Source organism: Kosakonia sp. H02 (assembly GCA_030704225.1).
Classification (GTDB): domain Bacteria; phylum Pseudomonadota; class Gammaproteobacteria; order Enterobacterales; family Enterobacteriaceae; genus Kosakonia.
Genome location: CP131915.1, coordinates 812,794 through 838,930 on the forward strand (window position 1 = coordinate 812,794; position 26,137 = coordinate 838,930).

25 protein-coding genes and 2 riboswitches are annotated in these 26,137 nt (G+C 46.6%); of the genes, 12 read left to right on the forward strand and 13 right to left on the reverse strand.

Going from position 1 to position 26,137, the window contains the following annotated elements:
* The 4 genes from Q5705_03935 to thiM form a co-directional block, all read right to left on the reverse strand.
* The gene (locus tag Q5705_03935; protein WLI77719.1) at positions 1-1,155 is read right to left on the reverse strand and encodes a mandelate racemase family protein; all 1,155 of its coding nucleotides are present in this window, start codon (positions 1,153-1,155) and stop codon (positions 1-3) included.
* 221 nt (positions 1,156-1,376) lie between these two features.
* Positions 1,377-2,429, reverse strand: coding sequence for a class I fructose-bisphosphate aldolase (fbaB, locus tag Q5705_03940; GenBank protein WLI77720.1), 1,053 nt, complete (start codon positions 2,427-2,429; stop codon positions 1,377-1,379).
* 150 nt (positions 2,430-2,579) lie between these two features.
* On the reverse strand, positions 2,580-3,380 hold the full coding sequence (gene thiD / locus Q5705_03945) for a bifunctional hydroxymethylpyrimidine kinase/phosphomethylpyrimidine kinase (protein WLI77721.1): 801 nt from the start codon (positions 3,378-3,380) through the stop codon (positions 2,580-2,582).
* The gene (thiM, locus tag Q5705_03950; protein WLI77722.1) at positions 3,377-4,165 is read right to left on the reverse strand and encodes a hydroxyethylthiazole kinase; all 789 of its coding nucleotides are present in this window, start codon (positions 4,163-4,165) and stop codon (positions 3,377-3,379) included. Before thiM ends, thiD begins: the two co-directional genes overlap by 4 nt.
* Positions 4,166-4,199: 34 nt before the next feature.
* Positions 4,200-4,296: riboswitch (TPP riboswitch) on the reverse strand.
* A gap of 426 nt (positions 4,297-4,722) precedes the next feature.
* Here thiM and Q5705_03955 point away from each other — a divergent pair.
* Entirely contained in the window at positions 4,723-4,884 is a 162-nt protein-coding gene (locus Q5705_03955; GenBank protein WLI77723.1) for a hypothetical protein, read from the forward strand.
* 276 nt (positions 4,885-5,160) lie between these two features.
* Positions 5,161-6,633 carry a hypothetical protein gene (locus Q5705_03960; GenBank protein ID WLI77724.1) on the forward strand — a complete coding sequence of 491 codons (1,473 nt, stop codon included), beginning with the start codon at positions 5,161-5,163 and terminating at the stop codon, positions 6,631-6,633.
* 761 nt (positions 6,634-7,394) lie between these two features.
* On the opposite strand, the gene Q5705_03965 is transcribed toward Q5705_03960, so the two are convergent.
* Together Q5705_03965 and Q5705_03970 are read right to left on the reverse strand one after the other, a co-directional pair.
* Entirely contained in the window at positions 7,395-8,138 is a 744-nt protein-coding gene (locus Q5705_03965; GenBank protein ID WLI77725.1) for a hypothetical protein, read from the reverse strand.
* A gap of 594 nt (positions 8,139-8,732) precedes the next feature.
* Positions 8,733-9,341 (reverse strand): LexA family transcriptional regulator, encoded by a 609-nt coding sequence (locus Q5705_03970; protein WLI77726.1) that lies wholly within the window; start codon positions 9,339-9,341, stop codon positions 8,733-8,735.
* A 99-nt stretch (positions 9,342-9,440) separates the two neighbouring features.
* Between Q5705_03970 and Q5705_03975 the strand changes: the two genes are divergently transcribed.
* The 3 genes from Q5705_03975 (at position 9,441) to Q5705_03985 (ending at position 11,183) form a co-directional block, all read left to right on the forward strand.
* Positions 9,441-9,704 (forward strand): helix-turn-helix transcriptional regulator, encoded by a 264-nt coding sequence (locus Q5705_03975; GenBank protein ID WLI77727.1) that lies wholly within the window; start codon positions 9,441-9,443, stop codon positions 9,702-9,704.
* A gap of 186 nt (positions 9,705-9,890) precedes the next feature.
* Entirely contained in the window at positions 9,891-10,751 is an 861-nt protein-coding gene (locus Q5705_03980; GenBank protein ID WLI77728.1) for a hypothetical protein, read from the forward strand.
* Positions 10,752-10,766: 15 nt separating this feature from the next.
* Complete coding sequence (locus Q5705_03985) at positions 10,767-11,183, forward strand: lysozyme inhibitor LprI family protein (protein ID WLI77729.1); 417 nt, start codon at positions 10,767-10,769, stop codon at positions 11,181-11,183.
* A gap of 219 nt (positions 11,184-11,402) precedes the next feature.
* Here Q5705_03985 and Q5705_03990 read toward each other — a convergent pair whose 3' ends face one another.
* Positions 11,403-11,969: a recombinase family protein gene (locus Q5705_03990; GenBank protein WLI77730.1), complete on the reverse strand. Its 567-nt coding sequence runs from the start codon at positions 11,967-11,969 to the stop codon at positions 11,403-11,405.
* 316 nt (positions 11,970-12,285) lie between these two features.
* On the opposite strand from Q5705_03990, the gene Q5705_03995 reads away from it, so the two are divergent.
* Positions 12,286-13,485, forward strand: coding sequence for a hypothetical protein (locus tag Q5705_03995; GenBank protein ID WLI77731.1), 1,200 nt, complete (start codon positions 12,286-12,288; stop codon positions 13,483-13,485).
* A 57-nt stretch (positions 13,486-13,542) separates the two neighbouring features.
* On the forward strand, positions 13,543-14,100 hold the full coding sequence (locus Q5705_04000) for a hypothetical protein (GenBank protein WLI77732.1): 558 nt from the start codon (positions 13,543-13,545) through the stop codon (positions 14,098-14,100).
* Between the two features lie 112 nt (positions 14,101-14,212).
* Here the strand turns inward: Q5705_04000 and Q5705_04005 are convergent, their stop codons facing one another.
* Both Q5705_04005 and Q5705_04010 read right to left on the reverse strand, forming a co-directional pair.
* Positions 14,213-15,514 carry a tyrosine-type recombinase/integrase gene (locus tag Q5705_04005; GenBank protein ID WLI77733.1) on the reverse strand — a complete coding sequence of 434 codons (1,302 nt, stop codon included), beginning with the start codon at positions 15,512-15,514 and terminating at the stop codon, positions 14,213-14,215.
* 62 nt (positions 15,515-15,576) lie between these two features.
* Positions 15,577-15,677: riboswitch (TPP riboswitch) on the reverse strand.
* Positions 15,678-15,797: 120 nt separating this feature from the next.
* Complete coding sequence (locus Q5705_04010; GenBank protein WLI78962.1) at positions 15,798-16,703, reverse strand: Rpn family recombination-promoting nuclease/putative transposase; 906 nt, start codon at positions 16,701-16,703, stop codon at positions 15,798-15,800.
* 286 nt (positions 16,704-16,989) lie between these two features.
* Here Q5705_04010 and Q5705_04015 point away from each other — a divergent pair, with 286 nt between their 5' ends.
* The 3 genes from Q5705_04015 to Q5705_04025 all read left to right on the forward strand — a co-directional run bounded on the left by Q5705_04015 (position 16,990) and on the right by Q5705_04025 (position 18,975).
* Positions 16,990-18,003: a zinc-binding alcohol dehydrogenase family protein gene (locus Q5705_04015; protein ID WLI77734.1), complete on the forward strand. Its 1,014-nt coding sequence runs from the start codon at positions 16,990-16,992 to the stop codon at positions 18,001-18,003.
* Between the two features lie 199 nt (positions 18,004-18,202).
* Positions 18,203-18,538, forward strand: a complete 336-nt coding sequence (locus Q5705_04020) for an RcnB family protein (GenBank protein WLI77735.1) — start codon at positions 18,203-18,205, stop codon at positions 18,536-18,538.
* 11 nt (positions 18,539-18,549) lie between these two features.
* Complete coding sequence (locus tag Q5705_04025; GenBank protein ID WLI77736.1) at positions 18,550-18,975, forward strand: GNAT family N-acetyltransferase; 426 nt, start codon at positions 18,550-18,552, stop codon at positions 18,973-18,975.
* 70 nt (positions 18,976-19,045) lie between these two features.
* Here Q5705_04025 and apbC read toward each other — a convergent pair whose 3' ends face one another.
* On the reverse strand, positions 19,046-20,155 hold the full coding sequence (gene apbC, locus Q5705_04030) for an iron-sulfur cluster carrier protein ApbC (GenBank protein ID WLI77737.1): 1,110 nt from the start codon (positions 20,153-20,155) through the stop codon (positions 19,046-19,048).
* A gap of 164 nt (positions 20,156-20,319) precedes the next feature.
* Here apbC and metG point away from each other — a divergent pair, with 164 nt between their 5' ends.
* Both metG and Q5705_04040 read left to right on the forward strand, forming a co-directional pair.
* The gene (gene metG / locus Q5705_04035; GenBank protein WLI77738.1) at positions 20,320-22,353 is read left to right on the forward strand and encodes a methionine--tRNA ligase; all 2,034 of its coding nucleotides are present in this window, start codon (positions 20,320-20,322) and stop codon (positions 22,351-22,353) included.
* Positions 22,354-22,441: 88 nt separating this feature from the next.
* The gene (locus tag Q5705_04040; GenBank protein ID WLI77739.1) at positions 22,442-22,900 is read left to right on the forward strand and encodes a YehR family lipoprotein; all 459 of its coding nucleotides are present in this window, start codon (positions 22,442-22,444) and stop codon (positions 22,898-22,900) included.
* 139 nt (positions 22,901-23,039) lie between these two features.
* On the opposite strand, the gene Q5705_04045 is transcribed toward Q5705_04040, so the two are convergent.
* Genes Q5705_04045 through Q5705_04055 form a run of 3 tightly spaced genes read right to left on the reverse strand, consistent with a single transcriptional unit; the run spans position 23,040 to position 25,995 of the window.
* A complete protein-coding gene (locus Q5705_04045) occupies positions 23,040-23,540 on the reverse strand; it encodes a DUF1456 family protein (protein WLI77740.1) in 501 nt (166 codons plus the stop codon).
* 53 nt (positions 23,541-23,593) lie between these two features.
* A complete protein-coding gene (gene btsR, locus Q5705_04050) occupies positions 23,594-24,313 on the reverse strand; it encodes a two-component system response regulator BtsR (protein WLI77741.1) in 720 nt (239 codons plus the stop codon).
* Positions 24,307-25,995: a sensor histidine kinase gene (locus Q5705_04055; GenBank protein ID WLI77742.1), complete on the reverse strand. Its 1,689-nt coding sequence runs from the start codon at positions 25,993-25,995 to the stop codon at positions 24,307-24,309. Before Q5705_04055 ends, btsR begins: the two co-directional genes overlap by 7 nt.
* Positions 25,996-26,137: the final 142 nt, after the last annotated feature.

Below are 26,137 nucleotides of genomic sequence, written 5' to 3' on the forward strand. Positions count from 1 at the left end.
TCAGTCGTGGCTGACGGTATTGGCTTCGATATACGCAAAATTAATGTCTTCGCCGAGCCCCGGACGCTGCGGCAGATGGACGAAACCCTCTTTATCCATCGGGTCGACGATACTGTTGAGGTACGCCGCCGGTTGGTCGTACTCGAGGAACGGATGCAGCAGACCGCGCTCGTACCAGCGGCAGTTGCGGATCGCGCCAATCACCGCGAGGCTTGCCGCACCGTTGCCATGCACTTCGCAATCCATGCCGAACGACTCCGCCAGATTCGCCACTTTCAACGTTGGCGAAATGCCGCCCACGCCGTTGGCTCCGGCGCGCAAAATATCGCAGGCTCCGGCTTTTACCCAGTCGGCGCGGCTGTGGTGCTTCCCGCCCAGGCTCTCCGGCCCAATGATCGGGATCGATAAGTTCTCCGCCAGCCAGGCATAGGAAGACATGCTCTCTTCTTCCATCGGCTCTTCGAACCAGGCGAAATCGAGTTTTTCCAGTTCCTTGCCGATGTAGAGTGCCTCAGTGCGGCTATACCAGTGGTAGCCGTCGATCATTAAATCAATATCCGGGCCGACCGCCTCACGCACGGCGGCGCAGGCTTTGACATCCATTTTCGGGTTCGGGGCGAACTTCACCGGCGGCATCCAGGTGTGCAGCTTGATGGCTTTATAACCGCGCGCCACCAGTTTTTCGGCAAAGGTGGCGTACTCGTCCGGTGTGGAAAGGCCGCCTTCCAGTTCGTCACCGCACATGGTGCTGCCATAGGCAGGGACTTTATCGCGGTAACCGCCGAGCAGTTTGTAAACCGGCATATTCAGCGTGCGGCCAATTAAATCCCACAGCGCTTGTTCAACAAACGACAGCGCGCGCTCGGTGAGTTGATGGGCGCTGCCGCGCTGCCAGTGCACCAAATCCTGCCAGATGCGCTCGCGGTTAAAGGGATCCTGGCCGACCATTACTTTGCGGAAAAAAGCATTTAATACAAACGGGCGTACGACTTCCGGCGGCGCGAAGGAGTAACCTTTGCTGCCATCGTCCGCCGTGATGGTTAACATCGCCATCTTCGCCTGGGTTTCCGCTCCCGGATGCGAATGCCCGGCGCTGTCCGAGACCCGGCGCGTGGGGTGCTGGAAGACAGTGACGTTTACAGATTCAATTTTCATTTCGTATCCTTGACTTTTTGAAAAGCTGTTTCATAAATCAATATATGCACAAAACATGGTCACATCCTCGGACAAATAGCGCTAAGCAGCCGCCATTTTTTGGGCATGCGCACGAGGATGCGTGACAGTTTTCACAAAAGGTTACGAAATTGTGATCGGGATCCGAGGGGGATTTCAGCGGGGTTTCCCCCTCCTCCCGCAGGAAGAGGGGAAGACTAACGTTACGCGATGGTGACTTTCTCGTTGAGATAGACATCCTGCACGGCGTTAATCAGTTTCACGCCGTCAGCCATGGTTTTCTTAAATGCTTTTCGACCGAGGATCAGGCCCATACCGCCCGCGCGTTTATTAATCACCGCCGTGCGCACAGCATCGCTCAGGTCGGTATCACCGCCTGAAGCACCGCCGGAGTTGATAAGCCCGGCGCGACCCATGTAACAGTTCGCCAGTTGGTAACGCACCAGGTCTATCGGGTTGTCGCTGGTCAGTTTGCTGTAGACGCGCTCATCGGTGTAACCAAAGTTCACCGCTTTATAACCGCCGTTATTCTCAGCCATTTTCTGCTTCACGATATCTGCGCCAATGGTGGCGGCGATATGGTTCGCCTGGCCGGTAAGATCGGCGGAAGCATGGTAATCCACGCCCTCTTTTTTGAAGGCGGAGTTACGCAGATACGCCCACAGCACAGTGACCATGCCTAATTCATGGGCGCGTTCAAAGGCGGCGGAGATCTCTTCAATCTGGCGGCGAGATTCAATCGAGCCAAAGTAGATGGTCGCACCCACGGCGACCGCGCCCATATTGAAAGCCTGCTCAACGCTGGCATACAGCGTCTGGTCATATTCGGTCGGGTAGCTGAGGGTTTCGTTATGGTTCAGTTTCACGAGGAAAGGAATGCGGTGCGCATAGCGGCGGGAGACCGACGCCAGCACACCATAGGTGGAGGCCACACAATTACAACCCGCTTCGATGGCCAGTTCGACAATATTCTTCGGATCAAAATAGAGTGGATTGGCAGCAAACGACGCGCCTGCGGAGTGCTCAATCCCCTGATCGACCGGCAGAATGGAGAGATAGCCCGTGCCTGCCAGTCGGCCGTGGTTATACAGCGTTTGCATATTACGCAATACCGCCGGTGGGCGGTTATTGTCGATCATGACGCGGTCAACATAATCGTGCCCGGGCAGATAAAGCTGGTCGGCTGGGATGGTCATGCAACGGTGTTGCAGAAGGCTTTCGGCGTCGTTGCCAAGTAACTGCACAATATCAGTCATCACTTTGCTCCCGTAAGCTTCGCGCGAGGCGAATTGGATTGTCCTCACCCACCTGGCGGTGGGCAAAAATAAGCCTGGTACCGTGATGCGATATTTTCCACCGTAGCTCAATTTTTCAGCATTATCTGCTGGCACGTTTCGGATCCTGATTTACCACCATTGATGAAAGTGATGCACCGGCCCAATGCCGTGGCCCACTTCCAACGAGTCGGCCTGTGCCAGCGCGGCAGTGAGCCAGCGTTTCGCTTCTGCCACGGTCGCGGCCCAGTCTGCATGGCGTGGTCGCAGCGCCGCCAGCGCAGCAGAAAGCGTGCAGCCTGTGCCGTGGGTGTTTTTCGTGTTAATGCGCTCCGCGGTGAAACGCTGTGCGCCGTCGCGCGTGAATAACCAGTCCGGGCTTTCGGCGTCATCGAGATGGCCGCCTTTCATCAGCACGGCTTCACAACCGAGCGCCAGCAGCGCTTCGCCCTGGGCATGCATCTCTTTTTCGCTACCTGCATGAGGCGCATCGAGTAGCGCGGCGGCTTCCGGTAAGTTGGGCGTAATAAGTGAAACGTGCGGCAGTAACTGCTGGCGCATCGCAACGACCGCCGAAGGTGATAACAGCGGATCGCCGCTTTTGGCGAGCATCACCGTATCGAGCACGACATTGCGCACCTGGTAACGGCGCAACCGCTCCGCCACCGCTTCCACGATGTCCGTTTCCGCCAGCATGCCGATTTTGGTGGTGTCGATGCGCACATCACTCAACACGGAATCAAGTTGCGCGGCGACAAAATCCGGCGCAATACGGTAAACCGACTGTACGCCCCGCGTGTTTTGCGCCACCAGCGCGGTGATCACCGAACAACCATACGCGCCCAGTGCCGAAAAGGTTTTCAGATCCGCCTGAATCCCCGCGCCACCGCTGGGATCGGTGCCGGCAATGGTCAATGCGTTAATCCGTTTCATACGCGTCCCTCCCCGCCCAGGGTGTACAGCGCGTCGAGAAACGCCGCAACAAAGCTGCCTGGCCCCTGGCTTTGCGCAACCGCCAGGCTGCCCGCCTGCGCCATAAAGGAACACGCCGCGGCGACATTCACGACTCTGTCGCCGGGCAGTGCACAACTGGCGGCAACAACAGCGGAGAGCGCACAGCCGGTGCCAACCACGCGCGTCATCAACACATCGCCGCCGGTTACCCTCAACGTGCGGGTGCCGTCGGTGATGTAATCCACTTCCCCCGTCACGGCGACAACCGCGCCCGTCTGCTGGGCCAGTTTACGTGCCGCCGGAAGGGCGGTGCTGGCAGTGTCGGTGGTATCAACCCCGCGCCCGCCTGTGGTCATTCCGCCAAGAGCCAGAATTTCCGAGGCATTGCCGCGAATGGCGGCAGGATGTAGCGCCAGCAGTTGCTGGCAAAAATCAGAGCGGAATGTCAGTGCGCCAACAGCAACAGGATCGAGAGCCCAGGGTTTGTGTGCGGCGTTGGCGCTTTCAACCGCCGCGCGCATCGCGTCAGCGCGTTCGCGGGTCAAGGTGCCTACGTTAATCAGTAACGCATCGGCGATGGCGCTGAACTGCTGCGCTTCTTCGCGCTCAATCACCATCGCCGGTGATGCGCCAAGCGCCAGCAACACGTTGGCCGTGAAGGTTTGTACGACGTCGTTGGTCATACAGTGCACAAGGGGGGAAAGATGGCGGAATTGCTGTAACGCATGTGCGGTTTGCACACGATCAAGCAGGTCAGGTTGCATGGTTTCGCTCCTGCCCGGCGTGAAGAAGGGATGCCGGGCGGGCATCTGACTTCCCTACGCTGGCATTATCCAGATCAGGTGGTACGGGTATTTCTCAGCCTTCACAAAGAAGGGCACCCCGAGTCATGTTGATTACATTTCTTTATTAATTACCAGCTTAGGAGAAGTAGCCTTGGGATGCAAGCTTGCACTTATGGTTATCCTTTCTTCACGCTGTACCTCCCCTTGTACCCCAATTTGTACCTCACATAAAATCAATAAAAGCTTCATTACTTACGATTTAATTATTTGGGTCAAGGAAGTTATCTAAAATTTTGTAGTTACAATCAAATATGCTTTGGCAACAATAGTTGAAAGAACTATCGATTATAATCTACTCCTTTATTAATTTTTAAAGTAACCAAGCATCCCAAAATATATAAAACAAGCAATCTACTACTACCGGTTAACTTTATCGCACTTATAACATGTTATTTTTATATGAAACGGCATTGATTTATGTCCTATCCTTAAGGTGTGTTAAGCATATTATTTTTAATTAACAAGGATATATATTAATGAAAATGAAAGAACATTATGAACAAAGCATTATAGAAGAGTTAGAAATTTTAGAGAATGAGCATGATTTGAGAAATTATCAAAACAATCCTCCTTTAGATATTGATGCTCTTGTTAAGGCATGGTTAGAGAGACAGTCACGCAAAAAAGACAACCATTAAATAACTTAGCTAATTATAAATTTTAATGCATTGTAAAAATCATATTCAATCATTAAAAAACAATGAGGATTAAAACCTCAACAAAATTTAATTTGAATAGGTAATCCCTTTGATTTTTGCATAACAAAAAAGAATAGTAGCCTCTTAGTAATTGGACAAATTAAAGGCTTGTTCTTTTACGAGATTTTAACTTAGGAAATTTAACATTATATACGAGAAAATCGACACAATTAATAAAAAAGATGGCATTGATGCCAGATAATAAAAGGAATTTACATGAACAATAACTTTTATCAACAGCACTACTTTGAATTTATCAGTAGTAAATGTGGTTCGGGAAAAGGACTACATATGCAGAAGATGATTAACGAAGGAATCGCTACTGGTCATCAGCGATATCACATAATCGTACAAAGCACCAAAGTACTTTTAGAACAATTCTATAAGTATTTAGAGCATCATAGACCAGAAATGATTGTATCAGAGGATGATTTAAGCATTAACCTTCTGCAACGAATCAATACGACTCTATCAAGCGGTGAACACAATATAATAATGATTACAGATAAGATGTTTTATCGTATCGAACCAAATCGCTTAAAAGGTTGGAAAGTGTGGATTGATGATTGTACTAAATCTTTCGACCTAATTATAAGAGGCATTAGCGATACAGATCGGGAAGATATTATTAACATTTACAATAAAATGTTAATAACTGAGAAAGAGTACTTAGAGTTAAGCAGTGTTGATAATGATCCAGTCAATTATAAGTATAAATCAGTACAGATTAATGACGATGTGAAATTATCAGCCGACGTTGACCTACTCAAAGAACAGTACAAGACATTGAAATTCTATCACAAGATTGCAGTATTAAATGATTCATTATTAGGTAAAGCAAATCAGTTAGTAATTGCTGGGTGGTATGATCTTAATCGTTATATCGATGCAGGTATCGATATAACTTATCTGGCAAATGACTTTGAACATTCATTACTTTATAAAAGATGGTCGCACTTATTCAAGAAAGTAAAACTACCTTTGGATTATCAGTCTATCAACGCTAATGATCTTCGTATCGATGTTAAGTACTTTTTTGATACAACAAAGCACGATAAAGGGCTATCGAAGGAACAGCTTAAAAAGAACTGTGCCAATATTAAGAAAGTACAGCAATGGATCGTTGATAATGTACCAGTTGATTCTTATTACTGGACTACTAACGATAAAAGTACTTTCAGATTACCCGGTGCACGTGTACCAGTAGTAACAAGAGGTTTGAATCAGTATCAGGATTACAATACATGCATCTTCATGGTTGCATGTAACGCACATCCACAGGCCGAAGAGTACTTAAATGATCTCTTTGATTTAACACGTGAGGATGCACTCAAAGAGTACGAAACGGAGCAATTTTATCAATTCGTGTACCGTAGCTGTGTACGTAATTATGACAGTGATGAACGGGTAACTGTGTATGTCTATGATGATGAGATTGCTAATAGCATTCCTTCTGGTTCTGTAAACAAAATAGATATTGGTTTGCGTTCGTTGAAAAAGAAGAATGTACTAAGTGTATGTGACGAATTGAAAGACCTATTCAAGAACTGGAAAAATAAATGGAATCACAAAGCAGATACTATGTATCGATTTGAAAAATGGGTTAAGAAAACCATAAAGAAATATCCACAATTTTCAGGTGAAAATTTTGATGAACTGCAAGATACTTTATCAGTAGAACCGAAATAAGGGGCTTGATGCCCCTTTTTCATGGCCTATTTTTGGTAAGGCACTTTAGGAAAGGGGGAAAGATGGGAAGAGTTAAACTTAAAAAGGGACATTTGTTCATATTATAAGAGAGAAAGTCCCTTTTTTATAGGTACTCATTTGTTAGAAAAATCATTTGAAACCTCTTAACTATTCGATTTGTGCGAATGAGCAAAGCGAATGAGTAAAATCGAATAGTTAAGATAGATTGATGCCGTTCGCTGAACGGCTTTAATCTTGATTCGTTTACACTAATATTGATTGATGTACATGAAAAGAATAGATACATAACATTGAAATGAATGGGCATGTTCTATCGCGGCAGAGCCGCAACAGAACATAAAATTAAAGGCGAATAAATCTCGTTGCTGACGCACTCGATTTATTCGCCTTTAATTTATTTTATGAATGGTTTTGAGGTACTGATCAAACCTAATCAATATCAGAACATATCTCATTACATAATATTCAGTTATAAATCCTTTTTTTGTACATCCAAAGCTACCCGTCCAACCCTCCCCTCATCTTACAGTGCCTTAGCAATTAACTATCTAAATCCAAGTTATAAGTACTCTGAATACACAAGGTACTTACTGAGCCGATAAGTATTTTATTACTTTTTCATTATAATCCTGCAAAAATCTGTAAATGAAATCTGTTATCACTTAACAGTACACTATCGATCCCCTGTTCAGTACCATTTTTAGGTTTGTTTGTTGCGGTGCTGTTCAGGGGAGTAAATTTTATTTCGGATGTACAAATAAATAAGTTATTGGGTGATCAGAATCAGTTATTTTTGAAATTATGGAGGTAGTGTTTCTGTGTAGTTCATGACACCTACCAACTATATCTTGAACTGATTTTTTAAACAATTGTCTGTCATCATCAGTTAGCTCATTTCTGCGATCCACATACATAAAGGTAACTAAAAGTTTATCCATTTCTATATCAGAATCGGATTTCAAATCGTTTGTTTCTTTTATTATTTCATTAAGCAACTTTAAATTTTCATTAAGCTTAGCATTTGGATACCATTTGTATCGTTTTAATGACCCTAATTTTTTAATTAATGAATAGTTGGCGGATGTTAATTCATTGATCAATGTCTCGACATCAACAATCAAAGAATTTGTATAACTTTCATTAACTTTTTCGTTATTTAAACTTTGAAATGCATTATAACAAAATGCAGTAAATTTAACTCTAAATTTATTGCTCAGTATCCTTATCTCAGGTAAGTCAGTGTATATAATTTGGTTAGCAATTGAATATCCTTCTTCGTTAGTTTTTTGATTGAACCAGTTTGGTGCTTTCAATAAAGCAATCAATGCAACTACAAAAGTACCAGCAGTAGCCACAGCACTTAATGGTGCCCACCAATCTTTAATCTTACTCAGGTCTGACTGACTAACTTGAAAGAATATCATTACACTGATAAGTAACAATATGCCAACTATTACCATTAGCATAATGTTGATAACTTTCATTATTCTTTCCATACGTAACCTATTAACTATACAAGAATATTCATCCTACAATAACTTTCAAGTATTTGATATACCTTTCAGAATGAAAGCACACCGGATAACAAAACCAATCATCATCGTCGCGGCTCTGTGTATACAATGCCTTAAGTCCAGATAGCTCAAACCATCAGTGCCTGAGTCTAATAGTTCAAGATACAGCAGTAAATTGATTCAATGCTAATTGAAATACCCCCATCAATAATATCTATCAGGAGGTAACTTGCTCTATATAAAAGTCTAATCCTATATAGTTCCTTCCTATAAGGCCAGATAGATCATTTTAACAATTAAGGTAATTATATAATATGAAAGGATATCGAATGGATTTTATTTCATAATAAATCCTTAACTGCATATCTTACTTGGTTGTCACTTCATGATTTGAAACGGAAAAAATTTTTTCTTGAAAAATCATATTGTTTTTAACTTACCTAATTTTTTGCTAACCGTTATCAGCCAACATCAGATTTTTAGCAAAAAGATCATGTCTAATAATTATAAATTTAGTATTTGAATGATCACATTTGGTATCACCTTAACATTATCACTATATTTCTAATTCACACAATTAATTATCATTATAACGGTTCCAACAACATTTATATTGTTTATTTCATCATTTGGAACTGTGATTGAGGGATAAAGATTATTATCATTAAGTAAACAAATCCCATCCAAAAGCACCTGTACTCTCTTGAAAAGATAATTACCGTTCTGTAGCATTACCACAAGTTTGTTATCAGTTAATTTGGTATCGTTAGTATCAATCAGCAGAACAGCCCCCGGTAAAAAGGTAGGGTGCATAACGTCAGTGCTGATCCTGATCGCGTAAAGAGAACGCAATTTCTTCTTCGCAAGCAACTGGGCATCCAGTTTTAGTACATCACTGCTCCGATCAATAAAAGGTACAGCTATAACTGCTGAGTCAGAGTTTTTATGACTTTGCTGTCCTGTAGCAAGCCACTCAACAGATACATTTCCTGCTTTAGCGAGTAGAACCAAGTTATCAAGAGTAGGGCTTGATACAGCATGTAGATAGTTGTGTAAGGTACTATAACCAATACCTGCACGTGCCGCGAACTCCCTGCCTGACGTTCCAAGTGCTGTTATGATGTGCTTTAAGCGTTCACTGAACTCTTTGATGCTCTGCTTTTTATCGCTCATTCTATCGCCATTCAACTTAAGGAATACTATTCCTAATTCGATTTGACTTGTTCATTTTAATGATCAATCATATTCATGATTAAGTAATGAGTGATCGTAATGAAGAATCATAAACAAACAGGATCTCAAAAAAAGGAATTAAATGCCAGCACTCGAAACTGGCATAGAGCCGATGTACTGGCTGCTATACGCAAAAAGGGCAGTACACTGGCTAAGCTGTCCCGTGATAACGGCTTACATGAGCGAACGCTATACAACGCCCTTGAGAGACATTGGCCAAAAGGTGAGCAGATCATTGCCGATTATATAGGCGTGAATCGAGAAGAAATCTGGCCTGAACGTTACAACAATAAGGAGGAATGAATTGTGGCTTATGCGACATATACAGTGACTTGTCCGCATTGTGGAAGTACTACGACTGTTAACACCGGAATTAAAAGTAGTGGCACAGGTGTAGGTTCTTGCAGTGCATGTAGAAAAATCGTCAGAGTAGAAGTTGACTCTCAAGGGAATATCAAGCGGGTTTTAAAATAAAAAGGAACAATAAAAATGAAGAAAGTACAGTTTTTTGTTTATATGGCATTTGGATTAGTCATGGCATTTATATTTTATGATTATTTCCGTACATTCAGCGAGCCAGGAATGTCATTTTTAACTGTATTACTCGCATTAGTTACTTTAGCATTTTGGTCTATGGTTATAGTCATTTCACTATGGTGGTCAGTTATAGCCATTCCATCTATTAAAGATAACTATCCCGTATTAACCCAGAAACTACCAAAGTTCTTCAATAATTATTTGCTACCAATTATTCTTGTTTTTTTATTACTGATCGCGGGCCAAGCTAATGTATACATGATGAATGTGCAAGGAAAGAATCTCGGCTTCACGAAAGAAGAACAATTTTCTAAAGCAAAAGAAAAAGGAATTTTCGATAGAGATAAGTGGATAGAGTTCAGAAGTAAGGAAGAAGAAGAACAAAAATTAGCTGATGAACAAGCCGCTGCTGCTGCATTAGAACAAAAGAATAGATCTTATATTGAGAGTAAGATTAATAGTCTGGACAAGAGCAGTGGTAAGTACTTAGTAGCTGAAAATATCTACAAGCAATATGGTGTTTGGGTCGATGATTACATTGCTGTTCAAAAGAAGTCATGCTCACATGAATTCAATCGACTGTTAGCTGCTAATGCAGCATCTGAGCAAGCCATTGAGTACTGGAATCAAACTTCGGATGCCTTGACGCAAAGCGGAACATCTCCTTTTGCTGGCGGGAGAAGTCCTACTACCGATCCCGAAATTCAAAGAACCAAGAATGACATCGATTCTGCACGTTCTCAATTAGAAAAATGTGGTGTAGCTCATCTTAAAGAGATAGATCACCGTGTTACAGTACAAATTGATAACTAAAATAGGCTTATTTCTATGTATTACAAAGTGGTGGTTATAAGTGCAAGTTTACTATTTTGTTTATCGGCTTCTGGTGAGGAACTTAAGCAAAATATTGATAGTACATTACAAAAATGCAAGTTGGATGCTGTTAGCACTATTGACTCACAGAATTGCTATATTAAAGCTACTACAGCGTGGGATATTGAGCTTGGGAATCAGTACAAACTGCTAATGAAAGATCAGCCTGAAAATGTGCGTGCTGCCCTAAGAGATTCACAAAGGCAGTGGATAAAATACAGAGATTCATATAATAATGGAATTGAGAAATTTTACCAAAAGGAAGAAGGTACTATCTGGAGTTTGATTGCGGCTGAAAGCAAAATGAATATCATCCGCGATAAAACATTAGATCTATATCGACTAAGGAATAGTACAAATCTTGGTGGTTGATGTTAAAAGGTAGCGTAGGCTACCTTTTTTATTGCCAACGATGTGTCAGGGCTGGTGGAAAACCGCTATTAATAATTCTTGAAGTACTTTCATCGCTCCATTCACACAGCAAAACGCCGAACATGAGATAATCTTCTGTCTCAGTGTCAAAGTATATGTGCATTAGCTCATGTAAAGCCTTTTCTGTTTGTGTGAAAGAAATCATTTTCTTATTTTAACTTAAGGCGTTGCACAGTTCATTTCTTTCTTGATTCGGCTAATGGTGTTAGTACTTACACCGAATTCAGAAGCCACAGAGCGGACACTGCCACCAGAAGCTAATGCTGCCACTATTTTACTGCGAGGAATGTTCCTGCTATTCCCACGTCCGGCAATACGTCCAGCGGCTTTAGCCGCTTCATAACCTTCACGTTGCCTGAGTAGCATTTGCTCACGTTCCATTTGAGCTATTCCCCCGAGTAGCGTTAAAACAAGATTACCTGTAGGGGAGCTGTCGCCCGTTTTAATACCTTCTTTATGAAACTGGATCGCTACACCTCGTTTAGTCAATGCACCTACGATTGAGAGAAGGTCGGCTGTATTACGGGCGAGGCGGCTGATGTCATGCACGTGTAAAGTATCCCCCTCACGTAAGTACTCCATCATCGTTAAGAACGCTTCACGATTGGTATCTTTCGCACTTACTTTCTCAGTGAATACTTTCTCAAAGCTGATCCCCGTATCTGCTAATTGTCGATCGCTGTTTTGTTGCAAGCTGGATACGCGGATATAAGCGACGTGTGCCATGTCAAAAATCTCTACATTGTTTCGATTTGTATGTTGCGTTTTATTGTAAGGTGTAGCGATGAAAAATCAAGGCAGATCGCTACGTTTAATCAGGTTTGAAGGGAGATTCGATGTGTAGCGATTAAGGATGCTAAATCACTACAATCATAATCACTTTTCGTATAAACAAGATGTACACTTGTATGGTATGACTTCTAACACAGGCTGCAAATAAACACTCTCATCAAAAATTATGATTTATTTAATAGATGAATGGCGGCGACTCTTATATAATTGTGTTTTAAGGTGTGTAGCTTATTTAACTCTGGAATATATCATGAATAACATTGACATAAGCATGCTAAAAATTGTCCCTACAAAGCAATTAGCAGATGAAGTATTACAAAAAAAAAGAAGAGAACTATCTAAATCAATTTGGATCCTGAAAGAAAATATACGTGCAGTCGATTTTTACTGTTACTTTAATGTAAGATTTGGTGCCCCAAATGGATTATTTACAGTTTTAAAAAACAAACATGATTCAGATAACTTAATTCACTGGGATTATACTTTTGATTACAAAGGATATAGGATTAATTTAATTTGTAAAAATTACTATATTGAAATTATGAAAGAGATATCTTTCGAAAATGAATCTGAAGCCAAGCAATTATTTATTGATCAGATCCGTAATGATTTCAAATACTATGGTCGTCAACTTTCTGAATTTAGAAAACATTTAGAGCCATGGTTGGTTTTTATTAATCCTTTCAAGCGATTAAAACAAGTTATAGAAAATCAACTAACCAAACTTGAAGATTTAAATATTAGTAGCATTAAACCAAACAATATATCAGACCCAAGAATGAAAGCAACAAGAGAAGATCTCGAGCAATGGCAAAAAAATGCCGAACAGATAGGAGAGAAATATGTAGAAGCTACTTCGTTAGGTTTATCAATAAGCATGTTGCTTCCTGTATATGCTGAGTCTTTTGTAAACTTTTTAATTTTCATTCTGGCTAAGCCAGAAATTAAAAACGACGTAGATCTTTATAATAAAGTTCTACGAATGAGAATTAATGAACGCGTTAGTTCTTTACATATTAACTGCATAGGATTTTATCAGCCTATAGATTATAATGGAGTTGAGGCGTGTAAGGCTTTTCATTCGATAATGAATAAAAGGAATGAAGTTCTACATGGGAATATTAATCCTATGAACTATTCTTTTGACTTTCTTTATTTCGAATATAGAACACCATTGTTTGAAAACTTCAGAGACATTGAATTCGATACTTATAAAGCCTCAATTCGAGGGATAGAATTTGAAAAATTGTTATGTGATTATCAACATGTGCAAAATTTCATATCTTATATTTTACTTTGTCTTGATGAAAATATATTACACCATGTTAAAACTATAATCGATACAGTCCACCCTGGATGGAATAAAAAAACAAAACGACTGGGTGTATTATCCGCTAATTATGGAGTTGAAGGTGTAATGATATATGGAGATGATGCTAAATTTTATTGAATACAAAAGAGCTTTTGAAAAAACATTAATTTTTAACAAGAAATAACAGAGGGAATAATGGCTACAGATTTAATCACCACTCAATTGATTACTGTTGGCGGTACCATTGGTGGTGCTTTGCTCACAGGCATAGTAACTATTATAAGTCAGTACATTAACAAAAAAAGCAAAGAGAATGAAATTAAACAACAAATTACTTTCAAAATTATTGAAGAAAATTTAAAAGAAAGAAAATTATTGATAAAACCAACATTACAGTTTATCGATTCCTTCAACTTACCTGAGCATCATGAATTTTACGATGACAGTGGTGAGTGGCTTGAAAGAGCAATGATCAGCTCTTACATTAAAATAAAAAAAGAGATCAGTAATTTCATGTTGAATTACACTGTATATATGAATGATGAAATTCGTAATTCTATATGGGATCTATCCACAGCTATTAATAAATTAACTGAATTAGAAAGCAAGTTACGTAACGCATCGAACAACTATGAAGTGAGCGATGACATTATATATATGAGCTGTAAAGATGAACCTTCAAAGATTTGGTCTAAGTTGCAGAAACTAAGAGGTGTTCTTTGTGATGAAATAAACATTATTGAAGTTATATGACTCCAAAAAATGACTTTTCCCCTTACACTCCACATGAAACATGTTCATGTGGAATAAAATTTACCATAAAAACAACTTATCATTTAAAAAAGGCATTCGGAAGTTATCAATTTTAAATCCAACAAATACCATCAATCACATAGCTAACTGATGTTAGCGGAAACGTATGCAAATAACGTTTAGTGATCCCACCACTCTTTTCATGTCCTACTATTTGTTGCAGATGCAATATGTTCTTTACCCACCCAGCCATTGCGGCAGAGCAAACAGAGTGACGAATGCTATGCAGCAGCCTCCGCTGTCCAAAGTCATCTAAGTACGGAATGCCAAGCTGATCACGGACATCCGCAAATTCTTTGCCAATCTTTGTCATGTTCGTACCTGCCACTTCTGAAAAAATCCGCTCTTTCCACTGGCGACCAACGTATTCCATGAACCCCCATTCGATCAACTTAGGGTGGATCGCTACTTGTCGAGTGGCATTTTCTGTTTTCCCCTGCCCTCCTTCTGCAATCAGAAAATAATACCGCTGGCTATCCTCATCATATTTGATTTGTGACTTTTCCAGTTTGGCAATTTCTCCCCTTCTGGCTCCTGTGTATGCCAGCAACAATGTTATCCACTTCTGCCAGCCATCAGGCTGCTTAAGTGCCCACCCTACAAACTTCTTCATCTCCGCCGAACTGTATGCACCGAACCTTGCTTTAGATGGTGCAGCCACTACACCATCAGTTGGAGATTTCATCAAAATATCTTTGTTTTCTGTGAGAAAGGTCTTGAAAAGCGATTTGTAGATTTTTAGATGCTTATGAATGGCTTCAGCCCCTACTAACTCATTCGGTGGTACATCATCACATTCAATCAGTTGCTGGATGTTCATTGAGCGATACGGCTGGACAACACGCTTAGGCAAATTTTCAACAACTTCTATCACCTGCTTAATATCCTGCTTAGTAATCGCCGCTACGTCTGTTGTCTCTCCCAAGACAACCATCAAGACTTCCATGTAACGCTCATTCGCCCTTGAGATTGATTGTGTCCAAGTTTTACCCTTCTCCGCTTTGTACATAGCCCAAGCATCAGAAAGAGTTAGCACGTTTTGCGGTTCGGCTTGTGCCGCTGGCTCCTCGAATGTAGCAGGAACAATTACCGGCTTGTGGGATAACAGTGGAACTTTTACAGACCTACGTTCTGACATGAGCAGGGTTGAAACAAAAGCATCAAACATCGGGATTGTGATGGCTAACGATTTAACAAACGGAATGTGCGGAGCAACACCAACCATCAAAGCAGAGGCTTCACGATAGCTGTCAGTGAGTAGTGATTTTTTATACATCCGACCATTCGAAAGCCGGATCTGTAGGTAGTAGTTACCGTTTCGTTGAAAGGTGTATGGAAGGGTTTTGTACCTCATGATTACGCTCTTTTTGTATCTTAGGTTCATTACACACGGACAAAAAGAAATGTAAGCTCATGATAGTTAATACTAAACTTGGATAACTACGCTGGCATTATCCAGATCAGGTGGTACGGGTATTTCTCAGCCTTCACAAAGAAGGGCACCCCGAGTCATTCAAAATCAATAAGTTGTGATAAGCATTTTATTGACTGGCGTTCAGGATAATGCCAGCCAGAAGCGTTGTAAACGCGCTTTGTCACCTAATGGCTCTGTAAAGCCCGCTCATCAGTGCGTGAAATCAATGATGAATTTGTGCCACTTCGGCGTCGGAAAGCCCTGTCATCTTCATCACCGTTTGGTGATCAAGCCCGTTTTGCAACATGGTACGGGCGATTTTCAATGCCTCCTGCTGACGGCCTTGTTCGAGTCCTTGTTCGAGTCCTTGTTCCAGGCCCTGTTTAATCCCTTTTTGTTCAAGCTGTTGCGCGATGGTCATCAGTTCGTCCTCATATTGCGGTATCCGATGTGCCAGTTGACGTACAAAACCTTCGGCATCTGACGCTTCACCAGCATGTACCAGGTAGTTTATCAACGAAACCAATTGATGTCCCGTTATGTACTCAGCCAACAGAATCTCGGTCAGCCTGTCCAGCAAATCGCTCATATCTCTTTGCTGAATGTGTTTTTGCAGCAGGGTCAGTGCCGCCATACTGCGGTGGTTCATGATTTCATCATCAGGGATCATCGTCACATCAACTAACGGAAAATGGCTACTGTAGAGCGTTTGCGCTGTAGAAGGATCATTAAACATATCAAGCCAGTTAGTCGAATAGGGATAAGGGCTACGTTTACCGGTGTAAAACAACATTGGTATTACCAGCGGCAGCTTTTCGTGGCCCGCATCCAAATGCCGCTGCATCGCGGCGAGCGCATAGCGAATTAAACGAAAAGCCATTTCACTGTCTGGCGTAGACTGATGCTCAATCAGTACTTGAATGTACCCTTCACCACGCGTTGTTTTCAGGCTATAGAGCACATCACTGTATAAATGGCGCAAGCTTTCATCGACAAAACAGCCCGACTCCAGCTTTAGCGTACTCAAATCGCAAATGGCAAGCAGCCTTTCCGGTAGATGCAGTTCCATGAAATCCCGGGCAATATCCGGGGACGTCAGAAACTGCTTGAACATGGCATCATGCGGCATTGAAGCCACACCACTTCCTTTCTTTTTAGACACCGCTCTCTCCTGGCTTATTTAGGTCGAAGCATCAAATGCGCCCAGAGATTACGGACGAAGCCACTGCCGGACAATACGCGAACAAGTATCTACAACAACATGCTGGGCCATTATCAGAATACGTTCAGGTTGCCGACCATCCGCCATTTTCACTTTTCAAAGATAAGTCCTGCCCACTTTCACTGGTTTTTCGCACGCCCTGCGTTGACTACCCTTACCGGTATCAACGCAAACCATGCAAAACGGAGCCTTTATGAAAGCAATCGCCATTACCCGCGCTGCCACTGGCGGCAGCAATCTGGATTACCTCACCGATATCGAACTGCCCCAGCCGCAGGCCAGCGGCCACGATCTGTTGGTGGCAGTAAAAGCCGTTTCCGTCAACCCGGTGGACACCAAAGTGCGTGCCGGTTTTAATGCCGATAGCCCGCGCGTGCTCGGCTGGGACGCGGTTGGCGTGGTGAAAGAGGTCGGCGAGGCGGTAACGCTGTTTCAGCCGGGGGATGAAGTCTGGTATGCCGGTGCCCTGACGCGACCAGGCAGCAACAGCGAGTTTCAACTGGTGGATGAGCGCATTGTGGCGCGAAAACCAGCCTCGCTCGATAACGCCGCCGCTGCCGCCCTGCCCTTAACCGCCATTACCGCCTGGGAGATGTTGTTTGACCGCCTGGGCGTGCAGGAAAAGGGCAACGACGGCGATGTGCTGCTGATTGTCGGCGCAGCGGGCGGCGTGGGTTCAATCATGACCCAACTGGCGCGCCAGCTTACACATCTGACCGTCATCGGCACCGCATCCCGCCCGGCCAGCCAGCAGTGGGTAAAAGATCGCGGCGCGCATCATGTAATTGACCACAGCAAACCGCTGACCGAAGAGTTAGCGCGTATCGGCATCAAGCAAGTGACGCATGTCGCCAGCCTGACGAATACCGGGCAGCACTATCAGCAGTTGATTAACGCACTGCAACCACAGGGCAAGTTAGCGCTGATTGACGACCCGGCGAGCCTTGATGCCGTGCCGCTCAAAGCGAAAAGCATCTCTCTGCACTGGGAATTTATGTTTACCCGCTCGATGTTTTCCACGAACGATATGATTGAGCAGCACCATCTGCTGACGCGCGTGGCGCAGTTGATTGACAGTGGCGTGCTGAAAACCACCCTTGGCGAGCACTACGGCGCAATCAATGCCGCTAATTTGCGCAAAGCCCATGCGCTGATCGAGAGCCAGCGGGCGGTCGGCAAAATTGTCCTGGAAGGCTTTGCTGGCTGATTCCTTGCCAGGATTACTCCCAAACGTAACAAGCGGATCGCGAAAATCGTTATCCGCTTATCCTGCTTTGCCCTGGGTTTGCTTACACTTTTTACCAAAGCGTTATTTTTTGGTGGTTGCTCCACTGTCCGTTAACGGCAATGATGTCGTGCTATTTATACAACTGCGTGAAATGTATAAGAACAACCTGGAGAGAAGTATGCGTAAAACAAAAATGATGCTTCTGGGCGCGCTGTTGGCAACAGCCTCATCGGCTTTTGCTGCCCCGCAAACTGCAACACCGAACGCGACCGGAGAGCAATCTTACGAAGTGAAAGAGTTTGTCGCCGACTTTACCAAATTCACCATTGGCGACACGGTACCGGAGATGTACCGCAGCGACGAGTACAACATCAAACAGTGGAAATTGCGCAACCTGCCCGCGCCGGATGCCGGTAGCCACTGGACGTATATGGGTGGCAACTATGTATTGATCACCGATGCCGAAGGCAAAATTCTCAAAGCCTATAATGGCGATATCTTTTACCACCGCTAAGAGGAGCGCCTGTGATTATCCGCCGCTGGCAGGAAAGTGACAGGCCGTTTTTACGCACCCTTTATTTGCATGCTCGCAAAAACGCCTGGTCCTGGCTCGATAGCAGCGACTGGCGTCTGGAAGATTTTGATGCCACAACCCTGGGGGAAACCATCTGGGTTGCGGAGGAAAATGGGCATCGCATGGGGTTCGCCTCGGTCTCTGAAAACGATAATTTCCTGCATAATTTGTTTGTCGACCCGGCCTTTCAGGGCAAAGGCGTTGGCAGTGCGTTACTGAAACATGTACAGACGACATTTACCCACACCGGAGCGCTGAAATGTCTGCTGCTTAATAAACCGGCGCTGGCGTTTTATCAACACCACGGCTGGCAGGTTGAAGCGCAGGGCGTGTCGCCGCAGGGGGATTATTTGCTGTTGCATTATGTGTTGAAATGAGTGTATTGAAGTGACTGTATTGAAATGCGTTTTTCGCCGGATGGCAGTTAATACCATCCGGCGCGTTTAATCACACCGCGCGAAACGCGATCTCACCGGGGATGATTTCACCCTGCCAGTAAAGCTGCGCTGCAACGCGATCCGCCAGGTTGCGGTAAATCGCGGTGAACTCGCTATCCGGGCGGCTAACTACCGTCGGCGTGCCTTTATCCAGATCTTCACGCAGGGAAATATGCAGCGGCATCTGCCCCAGCAACTGCGTGTGATACTGCTCAGCCAGCTTCTCTGCGCCGCCGGTGCCGAAAATCGGCTCATGATGGCCGCAATTGCTGCAAACATGCATGCTCATGTTCTCGACAATCCCGAGCACCGGCACTTCCACTTTCTCGAACATCACGATGCCTTTTTTGGCGTCGATCAGCGCAATGTCCTGTGGCGTGGTCACTACCAGCGCGCCGGTTACCGGAATGTTCTGCGCCAGCGTGAGCTGAATATCGCCGGTGCCTGGCGGCATATCGAGCACCAGATAATCGAGATCCGGCCATATGGATTCCTGCAACAGTTGCAGCAGCGCTTTGCTGGCCATCGGGCCGCGCCACACCATGGCGTTCTCATCGGTGACCAGATAACCAATCGAGTTGGTCGCCAGGCCGTGCGCCATAATCGGCGCCATATGCGTACCGTCCGGCGAGGTCGGGCGCTCATTTTCCGCACCGAGCATCAGCGGGATCGACGGGCCATAAATATCGGCATCCAGAATACCGACTTTCGCCCCTTCAGCAGCCAGTGCCAGCGCCAGGTTAACGGCAGTAGAGGATTTCCCCACGCCGCCTTTGCCGGAACTGACGGCAATAATGTTTTTCACGCCGTTCACGCCAGGCTGGTTCTTCACGCGTTTCAGGGTGGCGATGTTGTGCGACAGCTTCCAGTCGATGGCGCGCGCACCGGTCAAACGCAGCAGCTCGGCGCTACACTGCGCTTTTAACTCCTCGAAGGCGCTTGCCCAGACGAAAGGCATCACTAATTCAATATGCAGGGTGTCATCCAACCAGGCGACATGATGCACGGCTTTCAGCGCCGTGAGATTGTGCTTGAGGGTTGGGTGTTGAAAATCAGCCAGCGTCCCGGTGACGATTGCCCGTAAGGCTTCCGGGGATTTGGCCTGGGATTGCGAACTCATCCCGACTCCTTTGTAGTTGTAAGGAAAACGACATTGTAGCGGCCAAGTTTACCGCACTGATAACTATTATTCATTTATGGATAAATGCCCTTATCGCTTGGCGCATTAATTGCCCTTTTGGTACTATCGATACCCCTTTTTCTCAAGAAGATGTAATTCCTACTATGACTCAAGTCGCGAAGAAAATTCTGGTAACGTGCGCGCTGCCGTACGCCAACGGCTCCATCCACCTCGGCCATATGCTGGAGCACATCCAGGCTGATGTCTGGGTCCGTTACCAGCGAATGCGCGGCCACCAGGTCAATTTCATCTGCGCGGACGATGCTCACGGCACGCCGATTATGCTGAAAGCGCAGCAACTGGGGATCTCCCCGGAGCAGATGATTGGCGAAATGAGTCAGGAACATCAGACCGATTTTGCTGGCTTTGACATCAGCTACGATAACTATCACTCCACGCACAGCGACGAGAACCGCGCGCTGTCGGAGCTTATCTACACGCGCCTGAAAGAGAACGGTTTTATTAAAAACCGCACCATCTCCCAGCTTTATGACCCGGAAAAAGGCATGTTCCTGCCGGATCGTTTTGTAAAAGGCACCTGCCCGAAATGTAAATCACCGGATCAGTATGGCGATAACTGCGAAGTGTGCGGCGCGACTTACAGCCCGACCGAGCTTATCGAGCCGAAATCGGTGGTTTCCGGTGCCACGCCGGTGATGCGTGACTCTGAACACTTCTTCTTCGACCTGCCCTCGTTTAGCGAAATGCTGCAAGCGTGGACGCGCAGCGGTGCGTTGCAGGAGCAGGTCGCGAATAAAATGCAGGAGTGGTTCGAATCCGGTTTGCAGCAGTGGGATATCTCCCGCGATGCGCCGTACTTCGGCTTCGAAATTCCTGGCGCGCCGGGTAAATATTTCTACGTCTGGCTGGATGCGCCGATTGGCTACATGGGATCATTCAAAAACCTGTGCGACAAACGCGGCGATGTCACCAGCTTTGATGAGTACTGGAAGAAAGATTCCGACGCCGAGCTGTATCACTTTATCGGCAAAGATATTGTCTACTTCCACAGCCTGTTCTGGCCGGCGATGCTGGAAGGCAGCGGTTTCCGTAAGCCGACCAACCTGTTCGTGCACGGTTATGTGACGGTGAACGGCGCGAAGATGTCCAAATCGCGCGGCACCTTTATCAAAGCCAGCACCTGGCTGAACCATTTCGATGCCGACAGCCTGCGTTACTACTACACCGCCAAGCTCTCATCGCGCATTGATGATATCGACCTCAATCTGGAAGATTTTGTCCAGCGCGTGAATGCCGATATCGTCAACAAAGTGGTTAACCTCGCGTCCCGTAATGCGGGCTTTATTGCTAAACGTTTTGACGGCGTGCTGGCGGCTGAACTGGCGGATCCGGCGCTCTACAAAACCTTTACCGACGCGGCAGCTACCATTGGTGACGCGTGGGAAAGCCGCGAGTTTGGCAAAGCAGTGCGCGAAATCATGGCGCTAGCCGATGTGGCGAACCGCTATGTGGATGAGCAGGCTCCGTGGGTGGTGGCAAAACAGGAAGGCCGCGATGCCGACCTGCAAGCGATCTGCTCGATGGGCATCAACCTGTTCCGCGTATTAATGACCTACCTGAAACCGGTGCTGCCGTCGCTGGCAGAACGCGCAGAAGCGTTCCTCAACACCACGCTGGAATGGGATGCCATCAATCAGCCTCTGCTCGGCCATAACGTTAACGCCTTCAAAGCGTTGTACAGCCGCATTGAGATGAAACAGGTTGACGCGCTGGTTGAAGCGTCAAAAGAGGAAGTGAAAGCGGCTGCGGTACCCATGACCGGCGAGCTGGCGGAGAACCCGATTCAGGAGACCATCAGCTTTGATGATTTCGCCAAAGTCGATCTGCGCGTGGCGCTGATTGAGAATGCGGAATTCGTCGAAGGCTCCGACAAGTTGCTGCGCCTGACGCTGGATCTGGACGGTGAAAAACGCAATGTCTTCTCCGGCATTCGTTCTGCTTACCCGGATCCGGGCGCGCTGATTGGCCGCCTGACGGTAATGGTCGCCAACCTTGCGCCGCGCAAAATGCGCTTTGGCGTTTCTGAAGGGATGGTGATGGCCGCCGGTCCTGGCGGGCAAGATATCTTCCTGCTAAGCCCGGACAGCGGTGCGAAAGCAGGCCAGCAAGTTAAATAAAAAAATAAGGCGCTGAATTCAGCGCCTTTTTCTATACTTGAAACGGTATTCACCAAATCAATACTTCACATGGAAACAGGGGATTATCGTGAAATTCAGTAAACTCATCGCAGCACTCTTTTCTGTCGCTTTACTCGTTGGCCTGGTCGGCTGTGGCGAAAAGGAGCAGAGTAAGACCTTTACCTGGTCACAAGCGGGCACGGAAGTGACGCTGACCTATTACTACAACAAAGACGATAAAGTGCTACGCCAGACGGCGAAGAACAAAATCGAATACTCCTCGATTGGCGCGAAGAACAAAGAAGAAGCGATGAAGGTTCTCGATCCGATCAGCAAGCGATACCAGAGCATTAAAGGCATCAAAGAGAGCGTGGATTACGAAGAGACCTACGCGCAGGAGACGCTGGATGTGGATTACAGCGAGGTCGATTTCGCCCAGTTGAATAATTTGCAGGGCTCGGAGTTTACCGGCACGGTGAATGGCAATATCAGTATGTCGCGCTCGGAGGAGTTGCTGAAAGCGCGCGGCTTCAAGGAAGTCCAGTAAATACACGGCATCCTTCAAGCTGCCTCTTTGTTGGCTGCGCCTGCGCAACCCCAGTCACTTACTTCAGTAAGCTCCTGGGGTTGCACCGACTTGCCGCCTCGATGCAGCTTGAATGCTTTGTGTATTAGTTAGTGCCTAATTAGTTATTGTCTGATTGGTTATTCTCTGTTTTGCTCTGCGGCTTCTGCATTCTCACCGCTAACCCACGCAAAAAATAACGCATCACCTGGTCGCCGCACTCGCGGAAATTTTTATGTTCCGGCGCGCGCATCATGGCGGTGATTTCCGGCATCGAAATGCGAAACTGCTGCTCGGTGAGGATCGCCAGAATGTCGTCAGTTTTTAATGAGAAGGCGATACGCAACTTCTTCAGCACAATGTTGTTATTCAGCTTGCGCTCGGCAACCAGCGGCGGCGCACTCTCATCCTTGCCGCGCTTGTCATAAATCAGGCCATTCAGAAACGCGGATAACACAATATCCGGACACGGCTTATAACCCTCTTCATCGTCTTTACGCAACCAGGGGGCTAACTGTTCAGTGGTGACCACCGTGTCCGCCAGCGCCAGAATGCGCACCAGGGCGGTGTTATCAGCCTGTAAGGTGTAACGCAGGCTGCGCAGGATATCGTTATTAAGCATTTTTCTTCCAGGAAATGAGGAACCAGCGCGCAGTGTAGGCATCACGCAGGAATTTACAACCCTAACGCCTCTTTTAAATTCTTCAGATAGCGGCGGCTCACCGGCACCGTCAACCCGTCGCGCAGCAACAGTTCAGCCTGGCCGTTATCTTCCAGACGGATCTCTTTCAGGTGCGCCATATTAACCAGATACTGGCGATGACAGCGCACCAGTGGCGTGCGGCTCTCCAGCGTGCGCAGGGTCAGCTCAGTAAAACCCTCTTTGCCTTCCTGGCTGGTGACGTACACCCCGCTCAGACGGCTACTGACAAACGCCACTTCATCCATCTGCAACAGCCAGATACGGCTGTGGCCGGTGCAGGGAATAAATTTCAGCGAGTCCTGATTTTCCGGCAGCAGCGACACATCCTGCACGCCGCGCTCCTGGCGCAGGCGACTGAGGGTTTTCTCCAGACGCGGCGCTTCAATCGGTTTCAGCAAATAGTCGAACGCGTGCTCTTCAAAAGCCTGCACGGCATACTCATCAAACGCGGTAAGAAACACCACATAAGGCCGGTTGCCGGGGTCGAGCATCCCCACCATTTCCAGGCCGCTAATGCGCGGCATCTGGATATCCAGAAACAGCACATCCGGGTGCAGTTTATGCACCGCGCCAATGGCTTCCACGGCGTTGCCGCACTCGCCAACAATCTCAATGTCGCTCTCTTCCTGGAGCAGAATACGCAGGTTTTCCCGGGCCAGCGGTTCGTCATCAACAATCAGCACTTTTAACATGCGTCTTCCTCCAGCGGGAGTCGTAAGGTAATGCGGGTAAACAGGTCAGGCTCGCAAATAATGGTGATGCCGCACTCATCACCGAAACGCGCGCGCAGGCGCTTATCCACCAGGCTCATGCCCAGCCCGCTGGCATCGCTTTTCGGCTGATACAACCCGGCGTTGTCTTCAATATCCAGTACCAGATGCTGGTCTTGCTGGCTGGCGTGAATGGTGATTTCACCGACGCCAAGTAGCTGCGACGTGCCATGTTTAATGGCGTTCTCGACAATCGGTTGCAGAGTAAACGCAGGCAATCGTAAATGTGCCAGCGTATCTGGCACATGCAGTTGCACCTGCAAGCGCGACTGAAAACGCGCCTGCTCAATTTGCAGATAGGCATTCACATGCTCGATTTCGTCGGCCAGGGTCACCACTTCCGACGGACGCTTTAAATTTTTGCGGAAAAAAGTCGACAGATACTGCACCAGCAGCCCGGCCTGATCGCTGTCGCGGCGGATCACCGCTTTTAGGGTATTGAGCGCGTTAAACAGGAAATGCGGGTTCACCTGCGCGTGCAGGAGTTTGATTTCCGATTGCGTAAGCAGCGCTTTCTGGCGCTCGTACTGCCCGGCAAGAATTTGCGCCGACAGCAGTTGCGCAATCCCTTCGCCCAGCGTGCGGTTAATCGAGCTGAACAGGCGGTTTTTCGCCTCATAAAGCTTGATGGTGCCGACCACGCGCTGATTTTCACCGCGCAACGGAATTACCAGCGTGGAGCCTAATTTGCACTGCGGATGCAGCGAACAGCGGTACGGCACTTCATTGCCGTCGGCGTACACCACTTCGCCGGTTTCAATGGCGCGCTGTGTCCAGACCGACGAAATGGGCCGCCCCGGCAAATGGTGATCGTCCCCGGTGCCGGTAAAAGCCAGCAGCTTTTCGCGATCGGTAATCGCCACCGCGCCGATATCCAGCTCTTTATAGAGCACCTGCGCCACCTTCATGCTGTTCTCTTCGTTAAAGCCCTGGCGCAGAAATCCTTCGGTGGAAGCCGCCACTTTCAGCGCGGTGGCGGAAAACGCCGAAGTGTACTTCTCAAACATGGCGCGCTTATCAAGCAGGATGCGCATAAACAGCGCCGCACCCACGGTATTGGTGACCATCATCGGCGCGGCAATGCTCTGCACCAAATGCAAGGCGCTGTCGAACGGGCGGGCAATCGTAAGAATGATCAGCATCTGGATAAGTTCCGCCACGCAGGTGACCGCCCCGGCGGTAAATGGGTTAAATACCCGATCGGTGCGCCCGCGCTTAATCAAAAAGCTGTGCACCAGCCCGCCGAGTAGCCCTTCGACAAATGTGGAGATCATACAGCTCAGCGCCGTCATGCCGCCCATCGAATAACGGTGTAGCCCGCCAGTCAGCCCGACCAGCCCGCCCACTAGCGGGCCGCCGAGCAAACCGCCCATCACCGCGCCAATGGCGCGGGTGTTAGCAATGGAGTCTTCAATATGCAGGCCGAAATAGGTGCCCAGAACGCAGAAGATAGAGAACGTGACGTAGCACAACAGCTTGTGCGGCAGGCGCACGGTCACCTGAATCAGCGGAATAAACAGGCGCGTTTTGCTCATCAGCCAGGCGATCACCAGAAACACGCACATTTGCTGAAGCAGCAGCAACACCAAATTAAACTCGTACATACCCGCCATACCACATCAACCAAAGCGCGTAACATACAGGGAGTCGCCCTGGGTTTCTTTGAAGCGCTGCAAAAAAATACAAAATCGTGCTCTGTGTCACAAAGTCAGCCAGAGTCATTAACCATTCGCACACAACTTGCGC